The 20,336-nt window shown below is 66.8% G+C and carries 15 protein-coding genes; 7 read left to right on the top strand and 8 right to left on the bottom strand.

Annotation, left to right across the window (positions count from 1 at the left end):
• Positions 1-22 precede the first annotated feature (22 nt).
• A complete protein-coding gene (locus C7C57_RS01215; protein WP_187977290.1) occupies positions 23-1,159 on the bottom strand; it encodes a hypothetical protein in 1,137 nt (378 codons plus the stop codon).
• Between the two features lie 102 nt (positions 1,160-1,261).
• On the bottom strand, positions 1,262-2,377 hold the full coding sequence (locus tag C7C57_RS01210) for a VanZ family protein (protein ID WP_187977289.1): 1,116 nt from the start codon (positions 2,375-2,377) through the stop codon (positions 1,262-1,264).
• Positions 2,378-2,504: 127 nt separating this feature from the next.
• Between C7C57_RS01210 and C7C57_RS01205 the strand changes: the two genes are divergently transcribed.
• The 4 genes from C7C57_RS01205 to C7C57_RS01190 all read left to right on the top strand — a co-directional run bounded on the left by C7C57_RS01205 (position 2,505) and on the right by C7C57_RS01190 (position 8,083).
• Positions 2,505-2,774 (top strand): LPXTG cell wall anchor domain-containing protein, encoded by a 270-nt coding sequence (locus C7C57_RS01205; RefSeq protein WP_187977288.1) that lies wholly within the window; start codon positions 2,505-2,507, stop codon positions 2,772-2,774.
• A 104-nt stretch (positions 2,775-2,878) separates the two neighbouring features.
• Entirely contained in the window at positions 2,879-4,039 is a 1,161-nt protein-coding gene (locus C7C57_RS01200) for a hypothetical protein (RefSeq protein WP_187977287.1), read from the top strand.
• A gap of 217 nt (positions 4,040-4,256) precedes the next feature.
• On the top strand, positions 4,257-6,629 hold the full coding sequence (gene purL / locus C7C57_RS01195) for a phosphoribosylformylglycinamidine synthase subunit PurL (RefSeq protein WP_187977286.1): 2,373 nt from the start codon (positions 4,257-4,259) through the stop codon (positions 6,627-6,629).
• A gap of 110 nt (positions 6,630-6,739) precedes the next feature.
• Positions 6,740-8,083, top strand: a complete 1,344-nt coding sequence (locus C7C57_RS01190) for a carboxylesterase family protein (protein ID WP_187977285.1) — start codon at positions 6,740-6,742, stop codon at positions 8,081-8,083.
• A 1,290-nt stretch (positions 8,084-9,373) separates the two neighbouring features.
• Here C7C57_RS01190 and C7C57_RS01185 read toward each other — a convergent pair.
• Positions 9,374-10,033: a TetR/AcrR family transcriptional regulator gene (locus tag C7C57_RS01185; protein ID WP_187977284.1), complete on the bottom strand. Its 660-nt coding sequence runs from the start codon at positions 10,031-10,033 to the stop codon at positions 9,374-9,376.
• 121 nt (positions 10,034-10,154) lie between these two features.
• On the opposite strand from C7C57_RS01185, the gene C7C57_RS01180 reads away from it, so the two are divergent.
• The 3 genes from C7C57_RS01180 to C7C57_RS01170 all read left to right on the top strand — a co-directional run bounded on the left by C7C57_RS01180 (position 10,155) and on the right by C7C57_RS01170 (position 16,191).
• Positions 10,155-12,971 carry an MMPL family transporter gene (locus C7C57_RS01180; RefSeq protein WP_255505738.1) on the top strand — a complete coding sequence of 939 codons (2,817 nt, stop codon included), beginning with the start codon at positions 10,155-10,157 and terminating at the stop codon, positions 12,969-12,971.
• The gene (locus C7C57_RS15915) at positions 12,968-15,121 is read left to right on the top strand and encodes a YhgE/Pip domain-containing protein (protein WP_187977283.1); all 2,154 of its coding nucleotides are present in this window, start codon (positions 12,968-12,970) and stop codon (positions 15,119-15,121) included. Before C7C57_RS01180 ends, C7C57_RS15915 begins: the two co-directional genes overlap by 4 nt.
• 140 nt (positions 15,122-15,261) lie before the next feature.
• A complete protein-coding gene (locus C7C57_RS01170; RefSeq protein ID WP_030147837.1) occupies positions 15,262-16,191 on the top strand; it encodes an AEC family transporter in 930 nt (309 codons plus the stop codon).
• Between the two features lie 27 nt (positions 16,192-16,218).
• Here C7C57_RS01170 and C7C57_RS01165 read toward each other — a convergent pair whose 3' ends face one another.
• The 5 genes from C7C57_RS01165 to C7C57_RS01145 form a co-directional block, all read right to left on the bottom strand.
• Positions 16,219-16,896, bottom strand: a complete 678-nt coding sequence (locus C7C57_RS01165) for a pentapeptide repeat-containing protein (protein WP_187977282.1) — start codon at positions 16,894-16,896, stop codon at positions 16,219-16,221.
• Between the two features lie 5 nt (positions 16,897-16,901).
• Positions 16,902-17,204, bottom strand: coding sequence for a chorismate mutase (locus tag C7C57_RS01160; RefSeq protein ID WP_121649287.1), 303 nt, complete (start codon positions 17,202-17,204; stop codon positions 16,902-16,904).
• Positions 17,205-17,306: 102 nt separating this feature from the next.
• Complete coding sequence (locus C7C57_RS01155; RefSeq protein WP_255505737.1) at positions 17,307-18,701, bottom strand: FtsX-like permease family protein; 1,395 nt, start codon at positions 18,699-18,701, stop codon at positions 17,307-17,309.
• Positions 18,698-19,492, bottom strand: coding sequence for an ABC transporter ATP-binding protein (locus C7C57_RS01150; protein ID WP_081863967.1), 795 nt, complete (start codon positions 19,490-19,492; stop codon positions 18,698-18,700). The genes C7C57_RS01155 and C7C57_RS01150 overlap by 4 nt, the downstream gene beginning before the upstream one ends.
• 154 nt (positions 19,493-19,646) lie before the next feature.
• On the bottom strand, positions 19,647-20,282 hold the full coding sequence (locus tag C7C57_RS01145; RefSeq protein WP_030147832.1) for a GNAT family N-acetyltransferase: 636 nt from the start codon (positions 20,280-20,282) through the stop codon (positions 19,647-19,649).
• Between the last annotated feature and the right edge of the window lie 54 nt (positions 20,283-20,336).

Below are 20,336 nucleotides of genomic sequence, written 5' to 3'. Positions count from 1 at the left end.
ACCCGATGGGGCAGCTTCCCGTCTACGCCGGGGCGAGCCGTGGGGCCGTGTCGTCGGGGGTGCGTCGGGATCTGATGGCCGCGCGGGTAGTGGCGGCGGCGACCGTGAGCAAGGCGATCACCGCGAGCAGCGCGAACGTGCGCGGTCCCGAAACTGCAAACGGAGTGGCGGGAGGAAAACCCGCACCGGCCACGCCGGACGCCGCGCGGGTGATCACGCTCGGTACGAAGCGGATCATCGCATCGGGGAGGGCTCCCATCGCGTTGGCGATCCGCATCCCGGCATCCACCCCCACCACGGCGAGCGCCACCAGCACCAACAGAATGGGCCGTAAGACCGACGGGCGCAGGCCGTGCACCAGCGCGCCCAGCCCCGCTCCGGCAACGGTAAGCACAATGGAGACCAGGATCATCCGAACCCCGAGCATCAGGGTGTGATCGTCGGTCAGCCAGAGGGACGATCCAAAAATTGTCAGGGCCACCACCGAGGTCAACACGGCGACACCCACCAGCACGACGCCCAGCACCAGTCCGGCGACGGCGGCGACAGCAACGCGGGCGACCACCGTGGCACGAGGATCGGCGGCCCTACTCACTCGCTCGGAGATCCGCACCGACCGCGCGCGAAGCCGGGCTCGGTCTCGGCGCTTGGCTTCCCGACGCTCGGCCTGGGCGGCCCGAAGCCTCCGGGAGTCGGCCAGGCTTCCGCGCCGGATCTTTTCGTCCGAGAAGGACCGGTCCGCGGAATCGGCCACGCTTGTGCGGAGGGCAGAATCGGTCGGGGACTGCCCGTCCGCGGACTGGATCGGCGCCTCGGCCGATACCGGAACCGCCGTCGGTGTCGATGCGGCCTTCGCATGCCGCCTGGGCGCCCGCGGATCACCGATCATCATGCCCCAGAGCAGGGCGGGCAGGGCGATAAACCCGGCACCCGCCAGGTAGAGGGAGCCCACCACATTGGCGTCGTCCAGATTCAGATCCAGGGGAACCACGTCATCCTGAGCGATGAGCCCACCAGTGATTGCGGGGAAGGCAACCGCCGCGATCGTCGCGATCACGGCCAACACCAGAATCCACCGCCCGCTGCTCGCGTACCACACCCGCGACGCCTCCACTCGGGCAACCCTCACCCAGCCACGTCCGAAACCCGATGCCGCCATGTACGTCCCTTTCAGCGGGAGAAGGCCTCCCCTCCCTAGCGTGCTGCCTGCCCCGGGTCGCTGCAAGCGCGCAGCACTCCCCGGGGAAATTCCCCAGAAAACTCACATCTGGGATGGGTAATTTTCGCCTCGTCCGCCGATCGATTCCCGCGGTTCTCCGCCACGCACCAGTCGCCGATCGGCCACCGAGCTTCCGGCGATGGCATCGGCCAGACCGCGACGATCCCGGGTGGCCCAGACGCCGATGATCGAGGCAAGGGTAAAGAAGGGCAGAATGATCGCGGTTGCCGGGACATCGATGCTGGTGAGAGCCACATATCCTCCGAGCCCAAACACAAAGCGCAGCAAGCGCGAGAAGAACGCGGGCACCCGGTGATACACCGGGGCCAGCAGGACCGCGGATTCGCCCACGGTGACCCCGCCGATCATGACGCAGAGGTACTGGATCGCGATCGGGATCAAGCCCACCAGGGTCTCGGTCTGGGTGGTTGTGGCGAGTTCCGCACCCGACTGACCCAGCAACGTGGCCCGGTAGACGCGAACCATCAGCACCAGCCCGCCGCCCAGCAGCCCGAGGAACAGCAGGTCGCAGAAGAAGCCGAGGAACCGGCGTCCGGCGGTCACCGGACGCGGTTCGCGCTGGCGCACCTCCTCCCGCCGGGCGAAGCCCACAAACACGAATGCCAGCAGCGATCCGAGCAGGGCACCGAGGGTGTTGGTCGCCAAATCGCCGACGTCAAATACCCGATACGGACGGGGGAACAGGCCCCACACCGCGGTCAGCTGGGTGGTTTCGATCAGCAGCGACAGCGCAAAACCCAGCAGCGTGGACACAAAGAATCCTCGCTGGAACAACGTCCGCATCAGGAACCCGAACGGGATGAACAGCACAACGTTGAGAGCGAGCTGCAGGAACGCGGTGTTATGAACTAGGTCCTGCAGGTTCGCGTGTGGATAGTTGGCGATCTCCCGCACCCCGGACATGATGTCCAGTTCAACCCCGCTGGCGCGGTAATCGGCGCTCCCGGGGATCGGCAGCAGGGTGTAGCACCAGATCGCCAGCATGTAGACCAGAAACGCCAACCAGCCGATGCTGCGCCAGAACGACAGCCCTCCGCGCCTGCGATAGCTTGTCGCGACGAACGGCACAATCAACACCACGGCGAGCACGCCGCCGGAAAACAGGGCGATCAGGGCGGGAGTCAGCAGTTCATTCACCTCGGAACCCTAACATCGAGATCGGCAAAAATACGGGGGTTTCAACCCGGTTTACGTCCCGAGGATGAGACGAATCAACCCGTGGTTGACCCTCGACTTTTCCGGACTTACGGAGTAGATTCACGGCATGGGTACAACAACGAACCCCAATCGCGCGATCATCGTCCTGCTGGCGCTGCTGTCGATTCCCGCTCTTGCCGGAATCCTCGCCCCGGTGGGAATGGGTGTCCTGCCCGCCGCCGTATTGCCCTCCGCCGCCGGCACCGGTGCCGCCCAGCTGGCCGAGACCGGAGCCCAGGGCCTGCTCCCGATCATCATCATCGGGGCCATTCTGGTCATCGCCGGGGTTGCTCTAACGGTGCTGCGGTCGGCCAAAAAGCGCAATTCGGACCGGTAATAAAACCCCCCAAATAGGGGCCTTGACCGGGATTTTCATTACGATTCCATCTCGACCCCGAGTGTGGATCTACGGCACCGATTCGCGCCCCATAAAGTGATGCCATGCACACTCGTCTTGCCCGCGCAGCCTCTGCGCTCGCACTCTCTACCTTCCTGATCGGGGCGGGCAGCGCCGCCGCCTTCGCCGCACCCACCGCCGATGCCGACGCGGGCATCCCGGATGATGCGCTTCGGGCCTGCCTGGCCGAGCAGATTCCCGACGGGATTGTCACCCCGGAAACGATCGCCGCTCTGACCACCATCGATTGCTCCGGTCGTGGAATCATCGATCTGACCGGCCTGGAGCAGGCGACCGGGGCGACCGACATCGATCTGTCGGACAACCTTGTCGAGGACGTTCTGCCCAGCGCCCTGCAGAGCCTCACCGCTCAGCTGGACGTCTCCTCGAACCGCATCGCGGGCGTCTTCGGTTTCGACCCCGAGCGAGTGAACGCCACCAACCAGGACGTGACGATCGTGAGCGCCGAGGCGACCTACGACGATACCGAGTTCACCTCAACCGCCATGGTCATCCCCTTCGAGGACGACGGGGGCTACCACAACCTCCTCACGGATGTGCCGGGTAAATGGGACCACCTCGGCTTCCGCCTGTTCCCGATTAGCGGCCCCGATGAGACGCTGGCGAGCTTTGAATTTGCCGATCCGTCCGGCCGATTCACGGGGGTACTCAACTTCCCGCTGATTCGTTTCAACGTGGATATCACCCAGCTCACCTCGGGCGATGTTCTCTCCAACGGCACCGCGCGCAGTGCCGTACGTATCACCCTGACCGATAAGAACGGTGCGGGTGTGCCGGATGTGAGCATCGGTTGGTCCGAGAAGAGCTTCGGAATTGCCGTCGTCCACCAGGGCGAACGGGGATACGTCACGGATGCCCACGGCGTCAACGTGATCGAGACCACCTCAACCCTGCCCGGCGCGAAGCGCCTCGACCTGTACCTCGGCAACTCGACGTTCTCGCACACCTTCAACTTTGTTGCCGCGCCCTACATCGGCGTGGACGAATACGAGGTCGGCGCCCCGACCTCGGCTACCCCTTCGGCAGTCGCCGCACCGGTCGCTAACCGTGGCGGCCACCTGGCCAACACCGGCGCATCCAACTGGATGCCGCTGAGTCTCGGTGCCGGAGCGCTGGCGCTGGTCGGCGGCGTGCTGATTGCCGCGCGCCTGCGCCGTGCGCGCGTGGGTGTGAGCGGCGAATAGTCCCACTCCCACAGTGCCCCGGGCATCCCACAGGGGGGTCCGGGGCACTGCTTTGCCTGCATGCCACGGAACGGGTTTTTGCACGCCCACCGGCCCGATTCCTCGACGGTGAGGGTGTCGACTACGAACCCAAAGACCCCCGGCCGTTCCGCGGCGTGTCGAGCCCGGGTGGCCGGGCGTTCGGAACGGTGATTTATGGGGCCGCGCACCCTCTAGGATGGGAGGTGTCCGGCACCAGCTGCTTCGAGGAGAAACCGTACCCGTGACCGCTATTCCCCCCACCGTAGAGAACCAGGCCGCGTCTGCCGCGGCCGCCGAGGCCGATACCGTGGCCAACGCGATCGCCACCCCGGAACGCGAGCAGCCGTATGCGGCGCTTGGTCTGACCGAGGGCGAATACCTCAAGATCCGTGAGATCCTCGGCCGCCGCCCCACCTCGGGCGAGCTGGCCATGTACTCGGTTATGTGGAGCGAGCACTGCTCCTATAAGTCGAGCAAGAACTACCTCCGGAAGTTTGGCAAGAAGGTCACCCCGGAGATGACCAAGAACCTCATGGTTGGCATGGGCGAGAACGCCGGCGTGGTGGACATCGGCCAGGGTTGGGCGGTGACCTTCAAGGTTGAGTCGCACAACAGCCCGAGCTACGTGGAGCCCTTCCAGGGTGCCGCGACCGGCGTGGGCGGAATCGTCCGTGACATCATCTCGATGGGTGCCCGTCCGGTCGCCGTCATGGATCAGCTGCGCTTCGGCGACATCGACCACCCCGACACCGCCCGCGTTCTGCACGGTGTGACCGGCGGTATCTCCTTCTACGGCAACTGCCTGGGCCTGCCCAACATCGGCGGCGAGACCGTGTTTGACCCGATCTACCAGGGCAACCCGCTGGTTAACGCCCTCGCCGTGGGTGTGCTGCGTCACGAAGACCTGCACCTGGCCAACGCCTCGGGCGTGGGCAACAAGGTGGTCCTGTTTGGTGCCCGCACCGGTGCCGACGGCATCGGTGGTGCCTCGATCCTCTCCTCGGTTGCCTTCGAGGAGGACGGCCCCTCCAAGCGTCCCGCCGTTCAGGTGGGCGACCCCTTCGCCGAGAAGGTGCTGATCGAGTGCTGCCTGGAGATGTACCGCGACGAGCTGGTTGAGGGCATCCAGGACCTCGGTGCCGCGGGCATCTCCTGCGCCACCAGCGAGCTGGCCGCAAATGGCGACGGCGGCATGTTCGTCGAACTGAGCAACACCCTGCTGCGCAACCCGAACCTGACCCCCGAGGAAATCCTCATGTCGGAGTCGCAGGAGCGCATGATGGCCGTGGTCACCCCCGAGAAGCTCGACGCCTTCCTGGCCGTCGCCGCCAAGTGGGACGTGGAGACCTCGGTGATGGGTGAGGTGACCGACACCGGCCGCCTGATCATCAACTGGCACGGCGAGGAAATCGTCAACGTGGACCCCAGCACCGTCGCGGTGGATGGCCCGGTCTACGACCGCCCGGTTGCCTACCCGACCTGGCTCGACGCCCTGCGTGCCGACCGCGGCGAGGCCCTGCCCCGCGCCACCGAGGGCAGCGAGCTGCGCGAGCAGTTCCTCTCGATCGTGGCCTCCCCGAACCAGGCCGATAAGTCCTGGATCACCGACCAGTACGACTACTACGTGCTCGGCAACACCGCGCTGTCCTTCCCCGACGATGGCGGCATGATCCGCGTCGACGAGGAGACCGGCCTGGGTATCGCCATCGCAACCGACGCCAACGGACGCTTCTGCCAGCTGGACCCGCGTCAGGGCGCCAAGCTTGCCCTGGCCGAGGCCTACCGCAACGTGGCCGTGACCGGCGCGGTTCCCGCAGCCGTAACCGACTGCCTGAACTTCGGTTCCCCCGAGAACCCCGAGGTCATGTGGCAGTTCTCCGAGGCCGTGGACGGTCTCTCGGACGCCTGCCTCGAGCTGGGCATCCCGGTGACCGGCGGAAACGTCTCCTTCTACAACCAGACCGGTGACACCCCGATCTTCCCGACCCCCGTGGTGGGCGTGCTCGGCGTGATCGACAACGTCGCCGACCGTACCCCGAGCGGATGGCAGGACGACGGCGAGAACCTCTACCTCCTGGGCACCACCCGCGAGGAGCTCTCCGGGTCGGCCTGGGCCGGCACCGTGCACTCGCACCTCGGTGGCACCCCGCCCGAGGTGGACCTGCCGGGCGAGATCGTCCTGGGCGAGCTGCTGCGCGCAGCCTCGGCCGAGGGCCTCGTCAGCGCCGCTCACGACCTCGCCGACGGCGGGCTCGCCCAGACTCTCGCCGAGGGTGTCCTGCGCTTCGGCGTGGGTGCCCGCATCTGGCTTGGTGACATCATCGAGCGTGACGGCGTGGACACCACCACCGCCCTGTTCTCCGAGTCGACCGGCCGCGTGCTGGTCTCGGTTCGCCGCGAGGACGACGTTCGCTTCCGCGGACTGTGCGAGGGCCGCGGCTACCCGGTGCAGCGCATCGGTGTCACCGACGCCTCCTCGAACACCCTCGAGGTCCAGGACGTCTTCACCGTGGGCCTCGACGAGCTGCGCACCGCACACGTCGACACCCTGCCCAAGCGCTTCGCCTAGCGAGTAGCGGATACGGCGGCGGGCCGGGCACTTCGGTGCCCGGCTCGCTTCGTCTTGTCCCCTAGACTCTCGGATATCAACCATTGCAGGATGTGGTGAGGGGAGAGTATATGCGGACAACTCGGCTCGGGTATGCGGGCCGCATGAGTCACGGCGTGGTCCGATTTGAGCGGATCCGCTACGCCACAGCGCGGCGGTTTGAGCCACCGGTTCCAGTGCCGGCGCGTACGCCCTCGGACGCGGCGGACACACCGGTGGAGGCGGCAGATCAGCGTCCGGTCGCATGCCCGCAACGGTTCTCCCCGGTGCTCTCGAACCTGCTGAGACTGTCCCCGGCATCGCTGAACCAGACCGAGAACTGTCTGGTGCTCTCGGTTATCACCCCGGAGGATGCTAATACCGGCTCCTCGCTGCCGGTTATGGTGTGGGTGCATGGAGGTGCCTATTCAACCGGCGCGGGTTCGGTGCCAATCTACGATCCGGCTCTGCTGGTATCCGAACAGAACGTGATTGTGGTGCAGGTCACCTACCGGCTCGGAGTGTTTGGCTTCCTCGGCCATGAGTCCGGTGTTCCCGAAAACCTCGGCCTTCTGGATCTGATGAGCGCCCTGGAGTGGGTGCGCGCGCACATCGCGGCCTTTGGCGGAAACCCGGATTTGGTGACCCTCTTTGGGCAGTCGGCAGGCGGCGATGCGATCGCTCATCTGATGATCGCTCAGGGCGCGGCGCACCTGTTTCGACGGGTCATTATTCAGAGTGCCCCGGTGGGGATCAGCCGGCACCGCAACGCGGTGGTCAGATCTGCGCGGGCGATGTCCCGGCCACCCCGGGACGCATCGGTTGCCACGCTGGTTGAGTATCAGCAACACATCGAACGTGCGGTCGCCTGGCGCGGATTTGCCGGTCAACTGCCATTTGGACCCGAGTATGGGGCTGCCCCGTTGCCCGCCGTAGCCACACGGGACGCGGCCTGGCGTGATTGCGCAGCGCGCACCGATGTGTTGATCGGCCACACCGCCGAGGAAACCGGACTGTACCTCCCACTGCTGCCCGTACTGCGCCGCATCCGCCGCCACCGTGTACTCGGCCGACTGATGCGCGCCCTGCTGATTATCCCCACAACCTGGATTGTGTATGGTCTCCCCCTGCGCAATTTCAGCCGGCGGCTCGCTCGTGCAGGCGGAAACGTGACCCGGTATCGCTATCGCTGGGCCTCCCCGGAGAGCACAACCGGCCCGGCACATATGAGCGAGTTGGTACTCCTGCTCGGCTCTACCAAAGCCTGGGCGGGCACCGTATTCGCCAGCGATACCCAGGAACCCGAATCCGTCCGGCTGGGCCGTCTGATGCGCGCACACTGGGCGACATTCGCCCGGACCGGCAATATCGCCTCACACCTCACCACCGAGAGCCGCTCCCTGATCAGGTTCACGAGGGCTCAGTCCAGGCGTTAACCCGGAAGGGAACAGCCCGAATGAGTGCAACCAGGTCCGGCGCGCACATTAGTCGTCGGCGAATCGACTCTTCCCGATCCGAGACTGCGGATAGTAGAAAAATGACTCACTCCCTTCGTCTTCGGAGCCTTGGTCGGGATGGGGAGGGACGCTCCTGGGTTCCTCCACCATGAGCGGAACGGTGAACCCTTCCACCACAAACCTCGGTTCACCGGGTATACGAACTCGCTTTTTTCGATCATGCATCTTGTCTCCTCCCTGTGTAACACGTGTGTCTTCTGGCTACGCTACGAAGCTATCCCTGGTATCTACTGTGATTTGGCTTTCGGATGAAGCGGATCAAAGGAGCACCGAGCAATACAACAAATGCGACGCCACACGCCAGCGCACCGCTCGCAGACAACCAGTAGAGGAGCGTGGGCGAGGTTCGCAGCCCAATCGCTCCGGCGAGCAGCAATAAGAGTGACGAACACACTGCAATCGTTGCCCGCAGAGGGGCGAGCATTCGCGATACAAACGAGGGCTCCCGTCGAAGCGCAACAAACCCGACGAAGATCGCCGCAAGGGAAAGCAGCAGGGTGATTACATCCCGATGTGAGGAACCACCACCCGTGACGTCACGATTGAGGGCGGTGAGAAACGCGATAAGGGTGGTGCCCACCGCGATCGTTGTTACCGACCGCAGTCCCCGCCAAGGAACAAAAAGGAGAATCCGTGTGACGCGTTCCGAAGAGGATGGGCCCCCTGGTGCCACCACCGTCTGCGTAATACCTAGTTCCGCTGGCTCGGCGAAATCGAAGTGATATGACATAGCCTCAGCCGACATGTGAGCAGGGATCCGAAGTGCGTAGTGCGCCCCACCAGCGGCAACCCCCACCCAGCCGAAGTCGCTCACCCGGTGTCGGTTTCGGCCTTACCCATCATGGGCATCGGGTGTCCCTCGGGTCCCCGGGTATCTAGATCTCGCAATGGATGTTTTTTGACAAAGGCCAATGGCACCATGATGAGTCCACGAACACCATCGATGTCGGCCTGTCCACGTTCCCCAGGGTCGTAGGCCAGCTGGGGATCTGCGATGGGAATGCAGTCTATCGAGTGCCGCAATCGTCCGCGCTCACCGGCGAAGAGCTGCACACTATCCACGCGTCGCACAACCCATTCCGGCCAACGGTGGATTGCATCTGCCAGGGGAAGCGAGCCTGTGGAGGAGCAGGTTATGCAGCGAGGCCGGGAGGAATTAGGCGGCGAAAGGGAGCCCGAGGAAGAGAACCTGGGGGGGGACGGAACGAGCTAGGCGGGGATCGGCTCGGTGAATGCCTGCACGATGCGGGCGATGGTGTCCGAGACCTCGTCGATGGTGTCCGGGCCGGGGTTGCTTGAGCCGGCGAGCATGACGCGTGTGATGCCGTCCGAGTAGATGGCACCGAGCACCTGGGAGAGCTCGCGCGAGTCCATGGTGAAGCGCAGCCCCACCATCGCGACCAGCTCATCCAGGCGGGCACCGAGCATCGACATCGCGCGATTCTCTCCGGCGATGTAGGTTTTGCCCACCTCGGGATCGCGCAGCGCGAGCATCTGGAACTCGCTCTGCATCAGGCACCAGGAGCGGTTATCGGGCTGCAGGCCAAGGAAGTCGCGCACGATGCCGGAGATCTGGTCGGTGGTGATCTGACCACGCTCGGGGAGGTACGCGGTCAGGCCCGCCTCCAGGCGGTCGAAACGCACCTGGTTTTCGCGGTCGGCGAGGGCGAAGAACAGTTCCTCTTTGGACTCGAAGTTGGAGTAAAAGGCGCCGCGAGTAAATCCGGCCTGCTCGGTGATCTGCTCGACGGTCGCCGCGGCGATCCCGTGCTCGGCGAAGACGTCGTAGGCGGCATCGATGAGGCGATCGCGGGTCCGCTTGCGGCGGGCACTTTCGACGACCGGCGCTTCTCCCGTATCTGCACTCATAAAATCCTCAGCTTTCTCCACTACAAATTGCGATACACCGATGTATCGAATACATTTGTGTATTGAATACACTAGCGTATCCAAACTTTTCCCACGAGCCCCCTCGTTCAGGAGTTATTTCGTGTCATCCCTACTCTATTCGCTGGGCCGCTGGGCCTTCGGCGCCCGCAAACTCGTGCTGGGTATCTGGATCGTGATCCTCGCCCTGTTCGGTGCGGGCGCGGGCCTGCTCGGTCAGGGTACCGAGAACAGTTTCAGCATCCCGGGCACCGAATCCCAGGTCGCCCTCGATAGCCTCAAGACCACCTTCCCCCAGATCAGTGGCGCATCCGGCCAGATCGTGGTGGTCAGCGGCGACAAGCTCAAGATCGACGATCCGGCCATCAAGAAGAGCGTCGAGGACACCGTCTCGACCCTGGAAAAGATCGACGGCATCGAGGGCGCGGTTTCGCCCTTTGGCGACACGGTCAAGGGCAATATTGCCGATAACGATCGTGCCGCGCTGATCTCGATCCAGTTCTCCGGCACCGCGCTTGAGGTCAAACCCAAGACCATCGACGGCGTGGAAAACGCGCTGGCCGACCTCAAGAAGGAGCTTCCGCAGGGGGCCACCGCGTCCCTCGGTGGCGACGTCTTCAACGCCGAGGTTCCCGCCGTCTCGCTGACCGAGGCCGTGGGTGTGGTGGTTGCGCTGATCGTGCTGCTGTTCACCTTCGGCTCGGTGGTGGCCGCCGGAATGCCGCTGCTCAACGCCCTGATGGGTGTGGGTGTGTCGGCGCTGGCGATCATGTTTGTGACCGTCTTTGGCTCGGTCCCGTCCACGACCCTGATGCTCGCGCTGATGCTGGGCCTGGCGGTGGGCATCGACTACGCCCTGTTCATCCTGGCCAGACATACCGAGCAATTGGCGCGCGGAATGGATCCACGTGAGTCCGCCGCCCGCGCCATCGCCACCGCCGGTTCGGCCGTGGTCTTCGCCGGTCTGACCGTGATGATCGCCCTGGTGGGCCTGTTCGTGGCCGGCATCCCCTTCCTCACCACGATGGGTATCGGGGCCGCCGCATCGGTCCTGGTGGCCGTGCTGATCTCGCTGACCCTGATGCCCGCGATGCTCGGCTTTGCCGGCGAACGTCTGCGGCCCAAGGTGGGCAGCCGCGCCGAACGTCGCGCGCTGAAAAACGCCGCCCGCACCGAGAAGCGTGCGGCCCGCCGCGGAAAGGGCGCGGCCGACGACACGAAGCCCGCTCATGCCGCCCCGGCCCCCGCCGCCGCGCCCGTCCACACCGAGCCCAAGCCCAACCGCTTCTTCCTCGGCTGGGTGCGCGCGGTAACCCGCTTCCCGCTGGTCACCATCATCGTGATCGTGGTGGGTCTCGGCGCCGCCGCCCTGCCCGGCCTGCACCTGCGTCTGGCCCTGCCGGATGCCGGATCGCACGCCCCGGGTTCGGAATCGCGCGAAACCTATGACAGCATCGCCGATAACTTCGGAGCCGGATTCAACGGCCCGCTGATCGTCACCGGAACCATCGTCAAGAGCACCGACCCGCTCAAGCTGATGTCGGATATGGCCGCCGAGATCGAGAAGCTGCCCGGCGTGAAGTCCGTTCCGCTGGCGACCCCCAACGCCTCGGCGGACACCGGAATCATCCAGGTGATCCCGAGCGATGGGCCCAACTCGCAGCAGACGCAGGACCTGGTGGCGAAGATCCGCTCGATGCACGATCACTTCCAGGACAAGTACGGCGTCTCGCTCTCGGTCACCGGCTACACGGCCATGGCGATCGATGTCTCGACCATGCTCGGCGGCGCGCTGTTGCCGTTCGGACTGCTCGTGGTCGGCCTCTCGCTGGTGTTGCTGACGATGGTGTTCCGCTCGATCTGGGTCCCGATCAAGGCGACCCTCGGTTACCTGCTGAGCGTGGGTGTGTCCTTCGGTGTGGTCGCCGCGGTGTTTGAGCTGGGCTGGGCAGCGGACCTGTTCAACGTCCATCAAACCGGTCCGGTGATCTCATTCATGCCGATCCTGCTGATGGGTGTGCTGTTTGGTCTGGCGATGGACTACGAGGTCTTCCTGGTAGCCCGAATGCGTGAGGAATACGTCCACGGGGCCACCGCCAAGCAGGCCATCGAACGCGGATTCACCGGTTCGGCCAAGGTGGTGACGGCCGCCGCCATCATCATGATCGCCGTGTTCGCCGCCTTCATCCCCGAGGGCGATAACAACATCAAGCCGATCGCCCTGGGCCTGGCCGTGGGTGTGGCCGTGGATGCGTTCATCGTCCGCATGATGCTGGTCCCCGCGGTGCTCGCACTGCTCGGCGACCGTGCGTGGAAGATGCCGCGCTGGCTCGATAAGATCCTGCCGTCCTTCGATGTGGAGGGCGAAAGCCTGTCCCACGACATCAAGCTGCGCGAGTGGCCCGAGCCCGGCAACACCGACGCGATCGTGGGGGCGGACCTGCGTCCCGCCGGCGACCAGTTCGCCCCGGTGGGTGTCTCGGTTCGGCCCGGCGACGTGCTCACGGTGTCGGGGCCGGCGTCCGCGGTGTCCCAGACCCTGTTGACGCTGACCGGCCGCCAGGAGGTGACCGAGGGCATCCTTAAGGTCACCGGACGCGTGCTGCCGACCCATGCCGGAGCCGTACGTCGCCGCGCGGCCTGGGTGGATATCAGCCACACCAGCGAGCGGGCCTTCGAGGCGCTGCTCGCCGAGAACCCGGAGATCCTGGCGATCGACGGGGTGGACCACCTGGATCCGCTGACCCGAACCCGCCTGCGCGACCGGCTCGAGGCCGCCCGCGCCCGGGTGGCCGCAAGCCGGCCGCTCACCCTGATTCTGGGAACCACCGACCCGGCCATCGCGGCCGAGTGCGTCGCCCCCGCGACGACGGTGGTTTCGATGACCCTCTCGACCGTGAAATCCGAGGTGCTCGCATGAGCTCACTAACCGACCTCCTGCAGCGGCCGGGGCGTACCCCGCGTCGCCGCGTCCTCTCGATCATCGGGCTGGTCCTGGTGCCGCTGGTGATCGCGGGCATCCTGGTGTGGGCGCTGTGGGACCCCTCCAGCCGCCTACACAACGTCCGCGCCGCCATCGTGAACGAGGACAAGCCGGTCACCGTGAACGGCCAGCTGGTGCCCCTGGGTCGTCAGCTGACCGCGGGCCTGGTGTCCGCACCGGGCAAGACCGAGACCAACTACGACTGGACCATCACCGACGCCGACGACGCCCGCAGCGGACTCGCCTCGGGTGAGTACGTGGCCGTGGTGACGATCCCCAAGGACTTCTCCGCCGCCGCGACCTCGATCTCCGGGGACAAGCCGCGCGAGGCCGTGATCGACGTGACCACGAGCGACGCCGCCAAGCTGGTGGACGGCGCGATCAGCCAGACCGTGGCCAACACCGCCGCCTCGCTCAGCGGAAAGCAGCTGACCGAGACCTACCTCGACAACATCTACGTGGGCTTCAACACCCTCGGCGAGCAGATCGGTAAGGCCTCCGATGGGGCCAGCCAGCTCGCCGATGGCGCGGGCAAGCTCAGCGGCGGACTCGGCCAGGTGGGCGAGGGCGTGACCCAGCTGGGCACGGGTGCCGGCGCACTGGCCAACGGTGCCGGGCAGCTCAACACCGGTGTCGGCGCGCTCGCGTCCGGCGCCGACCAGCTGAGCTCGGGTGCCGGGCAGCTCGCCCAGGGAACCGGACCGCTGGCCCAGGGTGCGCAGCAGCTCGCCGGTGGCGCCAGTCAGCTCCACGACGGGCTGAACGCGCTGAGTGGCGGCCTGCAGGGTATCAAGCAGGGTGAAGCCCCGCTGCGCGCCGGCCTGGGTCAGACCAGTCAGCTGGTGACCGGGAACACCGCGGTCGCCGGTCAGCTCGGTCAGCTTGCCGCCGAGTGCGCAACGAGCGGTGCCAGCCAGGCCTTCTGCGAGCAGCTCGCCGGTGTGGTGGGTGGACCCTCCGACCCCACCGGCGCGATCGCGCGTCTGGCCGGCGCCGAAATCGCCATCAAGGGTAATGGAACCGCGCAGAACCCCGGCCTCGCCGCCGGCGTCAACGGACTGCTCGACGGGCTGACCAAGCCGGCCGCTCCCGGTCAGCCCTCGGCTCTCGATGGTCTCGCGGCCCTCGCCACCGCCAGCGGTCAGCTCGCGACCGGTGCCGCCGGCCTCGCCGACGGTGCGGGCAAGCTCAACACCGGTGCCGCGGGCCTCGCCCAGGGTGCCGCCGGCCTCGCCGAGGGTACCCACAAGCTGCAGACCGGTTCGTCCGGTCTCGCCGACGGTGCCACCAAGCTGAGCACCGGAATCTCGCAGCTCGGCGAGGGATTCACCCCGCTGACCGAGGGTGCCACCTCCCTTGAAGGCGGTGCGGTGCAGCTCGCCGACGGCCTGAAGACCGCGGTGGACCAGCTGCCCAGCTACTCCAAGCAGCAGCGCGAGAAGCTCTCCAGCGTGGTTGCCGATCCGATCCGCACCGGCGGCAAGGAGAACGCCACCGAGAGCCTCGGCGGCGCACTCGGCGCGCAGGGTGCCCCGTTCTATGCGGTGCTCGCCCTGTGGCTCGGCGCGCTGGCGACCTTCCTGGTGCTGCGTCCGCTGCCCATCGGCGCACACGGCTCCACCCGTCCGTCCCCGCTGCTCGCGCTGCGTGCGTTCTGGCCGGGGGCCCTGCTCGGAGCCGGTCAGGGTCTGCTGGTCGCCGCGGTACTGGCACCCCTGCTCAAGATCGACTTCTGGCCCTGGGCCGGATTCGCCGCGATCGCGATGCTCGCCGGGGTCGCCTTCGCCGCCACCAACCAGGCGCTCGGCGCGCTGCTGGGCGGCGTGGGGAAGTTCATCTCGATGATCGTCGCAATCGTGGTCCTGGCCAGCGGCATCATCGCGACCGCCCCGGCCCTGCTGCAGTCGGCCGTCGGCTGGATGCCGGTCGGACCCGCCAGCGACGCCCTGCGGGCGATCACCGGAGACGGCTCCCCAGCCGGCTCGATCACCGTGCTGGTGCTGTGGACCGTGGGCGCGCTGCTGGTCAGCACGTTCGCCGCGGCACGGGCGCGACGCAAGCCGGAACCGGTGGAGGCTCGCATCTAGCGCACCCCGAACGACGCCGGGTGGTACGGAGTTCCGTGCCACCCGGCGTTGTTTTTAGCCTGGCCCGTTTTGTCCGGCGAATGAACAAACCCCCGCGGGGGCTGCACCATCATGCACGCCCACCCCGATAGGGTGTGGGGATGGGCGGCGTACTCACGGGATTCGGGATCATTGCGGTCGTCATCCTTGCCGGATACCTCCTGGCCCGCTCGGGTGCCGCCGGTCCGCAGGGACAGTTTGTCCTCAACCGGGTCGCGTTTTTTGTGGCCACCCCGGCCCTGCTGTTCTACACGCTCGCGCACGCGGAGATCGCCACGATGTTCTCCAGCCGCCTGCCCCTGGCCGCGATGACCGCATTCGGTGCCGCCGGGCTCTTCCTGCTGTTGGCACCACTCGTGCGACGGGGCAAGAAGCGCACGGTTCCCGAGCAGGCCCTCGGCGCGCTGTCGGCCTCGCTGCTGAACGCCAACAACATCGGGCTCCCGGTGGCCCTCTACGTGTTTGGGGACTACGCCGAGGTGGTCCCGGTCCTGCTGTTCCAGCTGCTGATTCTCAACCCGATCGTGCTGATCGTGCTGGACCTCGGCACCTCGGGCCGGGTGACCCTGCGCGGAATCCTCAGCCAGCCCTTCCGCAATCCGATGGTCATCGCCTCGGCTCTGGGGGTGCTCGTCGCGGTCTCCGAAATCCCCGTCCCCGAGGCCGTGTTTGAGCCGTTCCACATCATCGGCGGGGCGGCGATACCGATGATCCTGATCGCGTTCGGGATGTCCCTGCACGGTTCCAAACCCCTCGCGGCCGGGGAGCACACCGGGGAGATCATCCTGGCGAGCCTGATCAAGGTCGCGGTGATGCCCGCGCTCGCGCTGGGCTTCGGCGTGCTGGTGCTGGGGATCTCCGGTCCCGAGCTCACCGCCGCCGTGATGATCTCGGCGCTGCCCACCGCGCAAAACGTCTACAATTTCGCCAGCCGCTACAACGTGGGGATGGTCGCCTCCCGCGACACCGTGCTCCTCACCACGGTGCTCGCGGTCCCGGCCCTCAGCCTGATCGCCGCCCTGATGATGTAGTCGAGCGGCGGCGGCCGGGGAACGGCGCTATGCGGTGAGGGTTACCCCGAGATGCGTGGCCAGGAGCGGCGCGATCCAGGCGAACTGCGCCTCGGTCATCACGCTGCCGGCGAGGGATTCGATCCCGTTGAGCACCCGCGGTTCCAGCCCGCGCAGGTCGACGTTGTCCAGGCGCGCCCCGGTGATGTCCAGGGTGTGCACCTGGGTTCCGGGGAAGGCCAGCCGGGAGACGGTGGCGCCGCCCAGGTCCAGCTCATCGATCGTGCAGTCGGTGAAGGCCATGTTGGTGATCATCGCCGAGCGTAGGTTGAGGTAGCCGATCTTGCAGCCGATGAAGTGGACCGCCTCCCAGCCCGCATCGTAGGCCTCGGCGGACCCGAAGCGCGACCCCTCGATCCGCACCTCGCGGAACTGCGAGCGCGCAACCTTGAGCACCGGCGCGTTGACCCGTTCGAAGCGGCTATCGATCGCCCGGAATCCACGCAGATCCGCTCCATCAAGCTCCACGCCCAGGAACTCGCACTCGGTCAGGTCGAGCCCGGCGAGGGGTGCGCCGCTGAGGTCCACGTCCGTAAAGCGCAGCGAATCGAGCCGCTCGCCGGCACGGACCTCGGTATCCAGGCCGGATTCCAGGTGGTCCAGCGGGGCCGGATCGAATTCGGGGGCGCGCAGCACGCCGGATTTCGCGGAGGAAGATTTTGCCACGGAGCCTAGGCCTCGCGTGCTTCGGCGAGGGTCACATGGTGCTGAATCACCTCGGCCACAACAAAGTTGAACCACTTTTCGGCGAAGGCCGGGTCCAGCTGGGCATCCTCGGCGAGGGCCCGCAGCCGAGCAACCTGACGCTTTTCGCGGTCGGGGTCGGAGGCGGGCATCTGGTGTTCGGCCTTGAGCTCTCCCACCGCCTGGGTGCATCGGAAGCGTTCGGCGAGCATGTGAATCAATGCGGAGTCGATGTTGTCGATGCTGCTACGCAGGCGGTTCAGCTGTTCCTGAGGGGTCAATTCGGCCATGAATATAATCTAATACCCCGGGCAGACAATCGCGTCCGCCCGGGGTATGAGTTTGCCGAGAGCGGGGTCGGTGACCCCGGCCCACGCGCCGGCTAGGTACAGCTAGGCGCGCTCGGGTTGCGCCAGCACAACCCGCTGGATTGGCCGGGTGGCGCGCACGGCCAGCCACACCAGGGTGAGCCCGATCAGGATGCTGGCCAGGACCACGCCGATCGTGCTGGGGCTGAGCAGCAGCGCCATGCCGGTCAGGGGGAAGACCACCGCGCCGCCGATGATCGCCGCGGTGATCGAGACCACCAGCACCGGGGCAATCGCCTGCCGGGAGCGGGCCGCCTCGATCATCTCGCGGGGCATCCCCAGGCGGTCCAGGCTCACGGAAATGTCGCGTCGGTCCATGACCAGCGCCGCCTGATTGATCCCCACCGAGACGGCGACCATCAGGAACGACCCGATCAGCACCACCACGATCCCGGTGAAGATATCCATCGGCAGGGTTTCGAAGCCGTCGGATCCGGTGGTGCCGTCGTCAATTGCCAGCACCAGTCCGATCCCGCTTCCGGCCACCACGGCCACAAACGAGGTCATCGCCACGCCCCCGACCTGACGCCAGATCGCACCGGGGTTGTCGAGGATCGCGCGGGCGGTGATCAGCTGCGGGACCGTCTTGGCCCGGCGCAGCTGTAGTTTTGCCCACACCGAGAGCAGCCACGGCCCCACCAGGCCGAGCACCGCCAGGCCCACCGCGACGGCCCCACCGATGGCCAGGGCGATCCCCACCTCGACGTTCAACGCCCCCAGGCTCTGCAGCACCATCGAGATGGCGATCAGGGCCGCCAGCGCGATCAGCGGGCGTACCCAGTGCGGCTGCGGCTTGCGCTGCCGAGTGCGCACCCCCAGCGGCGAGATGACCACGCGGCGCAGACCAACCACCGAGCTGATCGCGGCCAACAGGGTTACCCCGACGATGATCAGCGCCATCGGTCCGGGTCCGATCCACAGCTCCTCGGCACCGATCGGGTGCCCGCGGAAGGAGATCAGTCCCACCAGTGGGCTAGTGGCGAGTGCGAGCAGTACCCCGCCGAGCGCGCCGAGCAGGGCGATGACCGTGGATTCCAGCACGGTGACCCGGGTCACGTCGGCACCGGTTGCGCCGATCAGCCGGAGCGAGGCCAGCCGGTCGTCGCGGCGGCGGGCCGAGAGGCGGGCCGCCGCCGCGCCCAGTCCCAGCAGCGGAACGATCAGCAGGGACAGCGCGAGGGCGCTGAGGATGCGGTACATGATCGCCTCGTCCCCGGTGATCCGCCAGAACATCGCGGTCCCGCCGGCAACGATGACCAGCAGCGCGCTGGTCACGCCGAAGGCCACGGCGGGCAGGATCAGGGCCGCGGGACTCTGGGTTCCGGGGCGCGCGAGCATCCAGGTGAGGCGCAGGATCGGTACCCGGCGGCGAGCCCGAACGGGCAGCGGTGCCGGAAAGGTGGTCTGGGTCGTGGTCATCGGGTTTCTCCCGCCGGGCGGTCCCAGCCCTCGCCGACAAAGGACGGGGCGGGGGTGGCCGGAACCGCGGGCTCCCCCGGGTGGCCCGGGTCGGTGTGCACGCGGCCGTCGCGGATGTGGATGATGCGGTCGCAGCGCGCGGCCACCTCGCGGTCGTGGGTCACCACCACCAGGGTGTGGCCCTGGCCGACGGTGGAGTGCAGGAGCGCGTCCATCACGTCGGCGGAGGTTTGCGAGTCCAGGGCGCCGGTGGGCTCGTCGGCGAAAATGATCGAGGCCCCGGTGACCTGGGCACGGGCGATCGCGACGCGCTGCGCCTGACCGCCGGAGAGCTCGCCGATGCGGCGGTCCCCGAGCCCGGGCAGCCCCAGCGCGTCCAGCCAGCGCCGGGCGTGGGTTTCGCTCTCGGCCCGCGGGTAGCCCGCGAGCATCATCGGGAGCGCGACGTTTTCGGTCGCCGTGAGTTCGGGAACCAGCAGTCCCTGCTGAAAGACGAAGCCAAACGATTCCCGGCGCAGCTTGGAGCGGTCGCGATCGTTGAGGGCGCTGACCTCGACCGGGCCGACCGGGCCATTGAAGGTGACCCGCCCGCCATCGGGCACGATGATCCCGGCGAGGGTGTGCAGCAGGGTGGTTTTTCCCGAGCCGGATGCCCCCATAATCGCGACGGACTCTCCGGCCGAAAGCGCGAGGTCAACGCCGGCGAGGGCGCGGGTTTTCCCGCCGTATACCTTAACCAGGTTTGCGGCGCTGAGCACTGTGTGCGTGGGCACGGAGGGGAAATTGTTCATGATTCCATCCTCCGCGCATCCCCGAGGGGTGGCATCGACCGGGCGAGGGAACCCCGTCATCCGGCAGAGGTATCCACCCCGATGCTTGCGGATGGTGCCGGTCTAGGCGGCGCGCAGATCCATTGCCCGATCTGACCGTGCCAGTCGGGAGGTCCTAGGCGGCACGCAGGTCTACCGGACGGGTCCAGCGTGCCAGCCGGGTCTCCAGGCCGTGACGCACGTCGGGCCACTCGTCCACGATCACCGAGTAGATCGCCGTGGTCCGCCAGGTTCCGTCGGCCCGACGCTGGTCGCGGCGCAGCAGGCCCTCGAACTTGGCACCGAGCTTGAGGATCGCCGCCCGCGAGTGGTCATTCAGCGCATCGGCCTGAATGCGAACCCGGCCAAACCCGCTGGAAAACGCCAGGTTCAGCAGCAGAAGCTTGGCCTCGGCGTTAACCGCGGTGCCCCAGACGGCCGGGTCATACGCGGTCCAGCCGATGTGGGCGGCCTCCCGGGGCAGGTCGAAGTCGCCCAGGGTGGTGGTGCCCACCACGGTGCCGTCGGCGTCGCCGCCGACCAGGCGCACGGTGTACACATTCTTGCGGGTGCGGCTGTAGTAGCGCGAGGCGAACTTCTTGAATCCGGCCAGGTCTTTGGGCAGCGCCGCCAGCCCGCCACCATAGCCGTCGGCAAACACCTGGGGCCGGCCGATGGCCTTCCACAGATCCGGCAGGTCCTCGTCGGTCATCACGTCGAGGCGGATGAAACGGCCGATGAGCGGTTCGGGTGCGGGAATCCGTGCTGTCATTCCACGATTCTAGGACACAATGGCCCCGCGCCGACACTGTGTCGGCATCGTTTA

This window comes from Mycetocola sp. JXN-3 (genome assembly GCF_014522285.1).
Classification (GTDB): domain Bacteria; phylum Actinomycetota; class Actinomycetes; order Actinomycetales; family Microbacteriaceae; genus Mycetocola; species Mycetocola saprophilus.
Note: the sequence above shows the minus strand (reverse complement) of the source record. Positions and strands in the feature narration are given on the sequence as shown.